This window comes from Hyella patelloides LEGE 07179, assembly GCF_900659865.1.
GTDB classification, from domain to species: domain Bacteria; phylum Cyanobacteriota; class Cyanobacteriia; order Cyanobacteriales; family Xenococcaceae; genus Hyella; species Hyella patelloides.
The window spans coordinates 1-6,042 of record NZ_LR214113.1 but is presented as its reverse complement, the minus strand read 5'-3'; the positions used below and the strand labels follow the sequence as shown (position 1 = coordinate 6,042).

The window sequence follows — 6,042 nt, the reverse complement described above, 5'->3', positions numbered from 1 at the left end:
AAAAATCTTCAATTTTCAAGGTTCAAAATCGTCTTTCAACTTGATTTGTGAGAAATACGGGAATTAGATTGGGTAGAGTTCCTGGAACTGTATTTTGCAGAGAAACTGACATTAGATCAGGCATTCGATTTAGATCTGTAGCTATGATTTAGTCGGGCAAATATTTTGAGTAAAGCTTTTTTATAGGGTGAACCCAAACAAGCTATGGTGTGAAGAGGATCTATTTTCATTGCCCAAGCTAAATTTTTGGCAGCAGCTTTGATTTGTCCAATTTTGTAAGACATAATTGCTTGGTTGAAAATAGAGTCAGCAAACATTCGAGGATGTGCTTGATAAATAGCTTGATGTTTGGCTACCAAACGATTGAAGCTTACCTGACGGCGCATCGGGTCGGTAGAAACACGAAACTCCTGATGTTCGTATAGCCTGTAGGTAACTTGGGGAATTCCGATAATGGAACACACCAAATTGAGTCTCAAAAATAAATCTGTATGAATTCGAGAGGCAAAAGATTCATCAAAACCACCAATTGAGAGTAATACCTCTTTTTCTGCTACTAGGGTTTGTTTGGTAAAAAAAGACTGAGATGAAGCAATCTCTTCTAAACCAAAATGAGAACCTTTTGCTAAAGTGGGAGGAATGCGAGTTTGGATTATGCGATCGCCTTGTTCCACAACTTCAATACCTGAAATTACTGCTACTGGTTGAGGTAAACTATTCGTTTCTTGCAGTGCTTGTAAAGATACTTCTGCCATGTTGGGTAATAATCGATCGTCATCATCCAAAAAAGTAATCCAATGACCTTTAGCAGCATTAATCCCGATGTTTCTGGCTGCCGCTCCTCCTTGATTTCTCTCTAATCGGATAACTCTTAAACGAGGGTGTTCTGGTAAACTAACTGGTTGAGGAGAACAATCATCAACTACAATTACTTCAAAATTTTCTATAGTTTGTGCTAAAGCACTCTTGACAGCAAGGGGTAAAAGCTGAGGACGATTATAACTAGGAATAATAATAGATAACAATATTTCACTCATAATTCGGTTCACTGACTATTCTGTTTATGCTTCCATTTTTAGCTTCTGAATTAAAGAGTTAGAAGGTTGATATTTAGCTTGTAACTGTTTGTATATTCTTAAAAATTTTTGATTGCGCTTGTCTTCACTAAACTTATTCAAGGCGCGATCTCGTCCTTTTTGACCCATTGTGGTTGCTAATTGACGATTAGATAATAACGAAGTCAGGTTACTGGCTAAAGCCGAAACATCTTCGGGATTTACTAAAAAGCCAGTCTTACCATTTGCCACAATCTCGGGCTGCGCTCCTACTGCACTAGCAATTACCGCCGTCCCTCGCATCATAGCTTCAGTGGTCACATTCCCAAAAGGCTCTGCCCATTGAGACGGTACTACCTGTACCCAAGACCCCTCAAAATGCTGTTCCATTGCTTCTTGAGGCAGATAACCCAACCAGGTTACAGCATCAGCAATTCCTAAATCGTGGCTTAGAGTTTGTAAGTTGGCTTTTTCTACGCCATCTCCAGCAATTAAAAGCCGAGACTCAGCAATTGTAGCTCTAGCTTTGGCAAAGGCTTGAAGTAAGACATCGACTCCTTTTTCTGGTACTAGACGACCAGCATAAACTACTGTGGGGGTTTCTTTGAGAGGGGAGTTTTGTTTTCTAACTGGTACACCGTTATACACTACTTCTACGGGTTTGATTCCCGCTTCTTTCAATTTGCTTTTCATCCCTTTACTTAAAGCAACTACCACATCAAAAGCATCCCGCCAGTATTCCCAAAGTTTTTGCTGCACCATTAGTACTGCCCAAGTCTGGGGAGTTAGACATCCATTACTCAGACAGGCTTTTCCTGGGTTATATTGGCATTCGCTACCATCAGGTAAAACTTTAGTTCCTATGGGACAAATAGCTTTGTAGACTGCGGTTTGATAAATACAGGGAATGTCTTTCAATAAGGGCAAAATTAACGGAGAAAGTTGCCACATAAACATCCTGACATGAACCACATCAGGTTGAAACTTCTTGAGGACGGCTTTTAACCTCCAATAAGCACTAGGATTGATTGTTTGGGAACATACTTGTAGTAAGCTATTTGTGCCAAAACAACTGTAGTCTGCAAGTAACTCACTATTTCTCACTGGAGTAGCCTGACTAGAAAACAACCTGACATCATGACCCAAATCACGCAAACCTTGGCGCAAAGAAAGCATCTGTAACTCTGCTCCTCCTGTTGCCGTACCAATATCGTGAATCAGAAGAACTTTCATAAATTAGTGATTAATGAGTTTTTGTTGGCTTTGCTCCGTTTCTACCGAATAACCAAGCTGATGCCGATTTCGCTGCTTTTCTGCTTGTTCGTGGCGATAGGTCAAGTAGTGATTGAGAGTTGTTTCCGCTGGAGCAAGCAAACCAAACATCACCAATTTTTGCAACAGACGATTGTTGATACCCAGAGTTAATTTTTCTACTATGGGAGACAAGATAGTGTCTCTGCGTCTCCAACCCAATGCTTTGTGCTTTTGCTTAAAATAGCTATCTTCGGCTAAATTCCATTTCTCTCGCAGACGATTGAGGCTTTTGGTTTCCCAATCATTACTCCAGCGCAACATATAGTAGTGAAGATCGCTCCATTTCAGGGGTACTGCGGGTACATAGGTTACTAAACTGTCTGGCTCGTAGTAGACTTGATAACCTGCTTGCATCACATCCATGCAAAAATCGATGTGTTCTTTGGTATTAAGCATCTGTTCGTCAAGATTTCCTAATTCCTTAAAGATGCCAGTGCGTACTAACATACAGTGAAATTCACATAGCTCTGTTTGGCTACGCTGCATTTGTGATTTTACTTTAGTTGCCGAATGCCCCTGTTTATACATTTTTTCTCGCATCCGCTTTCTACCTTTAATGTCCACAACAATCCGAGACTCACCCCCTGCACAGTGAACTTCTTCGTGTATGGGTTCGTGTTGACACATTAAAGGTCCGACAACCGCAGCATCAGTAGTATCTGCACAGTATACTAGGGCTTTAAGCCAACCAGGTTGTACTACAATATCGTTATCAGCAAATACAAGATACTTGGTGTCCACTTTTGCTAAACCCAAGTTTCGTGCCTGATTGGGATAAAGATAATAATCAGTTCTAATTAATTCAAAGTTTCTTTCTTGAGCCTGAGCGTCTAAATACTTTTGAATATGCTTAGGAGAGTTGCCATCTACATAGATTAACTTAAAAGGTAATTCGGTGTTGTGATAGATACTCTCTAAAGATTCACAAGTATAGCTAAAACGCTCACGGGGAACAACGACAATCGTTACCTGAGGAATATTCATGAGCTTTAGTCTTTACTTTTGATTTATTTTGATACGACGAATTTTTGATTTTTGAGATTGGAATAAGCTTTGTTACTATTAGTAAATTCTTCGTGGTAAGAACGTTCCACATTAACATTCCACAAATTATGCTTCTCCCCAAGGATATTTTTCGCAGCTAATAACCCAGTTAACATCGAGTGGTCGCTGTTGTTGTAACGGTGCATCCCATTACGACCAACTGTTTGTAAGTTTTCAAATTTTTGGATGTATTTTCTGATAATCTCTACATTATTTTTGTAGGTATCGTCATATACTGGATAAGCTTTATACTGACGAATTACTGTACCATCCTCAATGTTTACGTCACTATCGACTAATCCCAACTCCTTGACTTCTCTGCTGGCTAACTTGACTAACTCCTCATTGGTCATTTGCCACAATTTACCATTTTCATTACAGAAGTATTCCATACCCAGACAAGTTTTACTCTGGTCTGGAACCATAGCTTTACTCCAGTTTTTGAAGTTTTGAATTCTACCGACTCTGAATTGAGGACTGTGAATATAAATCCAGTTATCAGGAAATAATTCTGCCTGGTCGACCACCAGAGTAACAATTAAAAAGTCGCGATATTTTAAACCGTTTGCTGCTTCTAAAACTTCTGCTGGTGGTGCAGGGTTCATCTTTTTCAATAGCAGAGACACGGGCATACTGGAAACAAAGTTTTCTCCCGATACCTCTTCGGTTTGTCCGTTTTGCTTAATGGTTACACTGTTGACACGATAGTCTTCCCGTTTGACTTCAATCACTTCTGTATTGAGATGGACTGGAGAACCTTTGCTGTCTAATATTTGTTGAAAACGCTCCCACATTTGTCCTGGGCCGAATACAGGATAGTTGAATTCTTTAATCAAGGTTTTGGTATTGTTGCTACCAAATACGGCGTTAATAATCGCTTTTTTGAGAGATAGACCCTTGATGCGTTGGGCTGCCCAATCTGCTCTAATTTCTGTGCAGGGTATACCCCAAACTTTCTCAGTGTAGGTTTTGAAGAAAGTTTCGTAGAGACGCTTACCAAAGCGATTAGAAACCCACTGTTCAAAATTTTCTTCTACAGGATGGGGTTGAACTTTAGCTTTAAAATAGCTCCACATAATGAGGGTACTGTTAATAAAACCCAAATTAGATAGAGCGTTGTAAGGCTCTAGGGGATAGCTAAAAAATCTGTTTTTGTAGTATATCCTTGAGAGGCGAGGAACTTTAATAAATTCATCTCCCATTACTTCTTGCCAAAGCTGCTCCACTTCGCCTACCTTAGTAAAGAAGCGATGACCACCGATATCAAAGCGATAGCCTTTGTAAGTTTCTGTTCGAGATATGCCACCAACTCTGTCTGCTTTCTCAAACACAATTGACTTCTTTCCCTGTTTGCTTAATTCATAAGCTGCGGTTAGACCTGCTGGACCACCACCGATAACTACCGTATCCATAAATTGTAATTTACCTTATTTGGTTGAGTTTATACGTAACAGTTTTTTCGTGGGGCGATCGCACATTTCACAGAATTATGTTTCTGGCAAATATAGCGGTCGGTAAAATCTAATCAATATACAAATCTTCTGATAATTTAGATCGAACAATACTTTAAAACATTATTTATACTAAATATTTATCATTCTTTCTGGTAAATATTCTAGTAAATAGCTTGGGATCTTTTTGAATTAAATCTATTGGCATATTACTATTGCTTTGATTACATATACTCTAATGATGTTTGACACAAATTATACGGTAGTATAGATGTAAGAAGATAAGATTAGTTTGAAAGAAGATCGCTCTTAACTTATGGCGGAAAATAATTATCCAGTTCTACACTAAAAAAAGCTTGTTATAACATTTTTTTTATCGATACCTCCATATACCTAACTAGAGTTGAGATCAGTTTCCTTGGTAAAATGGCCAGATAAAACTATATTGTCTTTGTGAATTAACCTTGTCTTTCCCTGAAGATTTTTAGTTACGTACTTTATTTGTCAGTAAATTTACTGATAAAAATTTATTTAGGTTTAATGATAGTAGAAAGAAAGAGCCAAAATAAAGAGCAAAACAGTATCTTTATCAAAAAATTACAAATAATGTACATCCCTTAATCTCGAAACTCTAACAATGCCTAGAGAAAATATTAATAGCAGCACCATTTGATTGGCATCTGCCAACATCGGGAACTCTAAAGCAAGCGCGTCAGTATCGTGTAAAATGACATAATCAAAAATAAACTTTAAAGACCAGAGACGTACAAGTTGCGCTACAAGTTCCACAATTAGCCCTATACAATAAACACTTAATAACAGTTTTTGTTGACGAATCTGTGGCCAAAATTCTGGGAATACCCGCCGTAGCCCAGGCAGTGCTTTACTTAATGTATTTGATTTTTGTAGTTTTTGAAAAGCGGATTCTTTCATAATCTCATAATGGCAACATCTGTTATCAACTTGAAAACAAGATTTGTGTTATTGGTTACTACAATACTTTTAGGTTACTCAAGCTATTGCTTTTTGATTAAATCTGCATGAATCTTTTGTGAGAAAATTCTCATGAACATCAGGAGCAGAGAAGCAGGGGTGACGAAGTGACGGAGAGGGTGATGTTGTTTTTCTGTAAATTAAAAGCAATAAATTGCAGCAATTCTAATTTTGAAGAAAAAAAA

The 6,042-nt window shown here is 38.2% G+C and carries 5 protein-coding genes; all 5 read right to left on the bottom strand.

Annotated elements, in window-relative coordinates:
• Nucleotides 1–116: 116 nt before the first annotated feature.
• Nucleotides 117–1,037 (bottom strand): glycosyltransferase family 2 protein, encoded by a 921-nt coding sequence (locus H1P_RS30085; protein ID WP_144874683.1) that lies wholly within the window; start codon nucleotides 1,035–1,037, stop codon nucleotides 117–119.
• 24 nt (nucleotides 1,038–1,061) lie between these two features.
• Nucleotides 1,062–2,288 (bottom strand): glycosyltransferase family 4 protein, encoded by a 1,227-nt coding sequence (locus tag H1P_RS30080; protein ID WP_144874681.1) that lies wholly within the window; start codon nucleotides 2,286–2,288, stop codon nucleotides 1,062–1,064.
• A gap of 3 nt (nucleotides 2,289–2,291) precedes the next feature.
• Complete coding sequence (locus H1P_RS30075) at nucleotides 2,292–3,353, bottom strand: glycosyltransferase family 2 protein (RefSeq protein WP_144874679.1); 1,062 nt, start codon at nucleotides 3,351–3,353, stop codon at nucleotides 2,292–2,294.
• Nucleotides 3,354–3,376: 23 nt separating this feature from the next.
• On the bottom strand, nucleotides 3,377–4,825 hold the full coding sequence (locus tag H1P_RS30070; RefSeq protein ID WP_144874677.1) for an NAD(P)/FAD-dependent oxidoreductase: 1,449 nt from the start codon (nucleotides 4,823–4,825) through the stop codon (nucleotides 3,377–3,379).
• Between the two features lie 636 nt (nucleotides 4,826–5,461).
• Nucleotides 5,462–5,797 carry an ABC transporter ATP-binding protein gene (locus tag H1P_RS30065; protein ID WP_144874675.1) on the bottom strand — a complete coding sequence of 112 codons (336 nt, stop codon included), beginning with the start codon at nucleotides 5,795–5,797 and terminating at the stop codon, nucleotides 5,462–5,464.
• Between the last annotated feature and the right edge of the window lie 245 nt (nucleotides 5,798–6,042).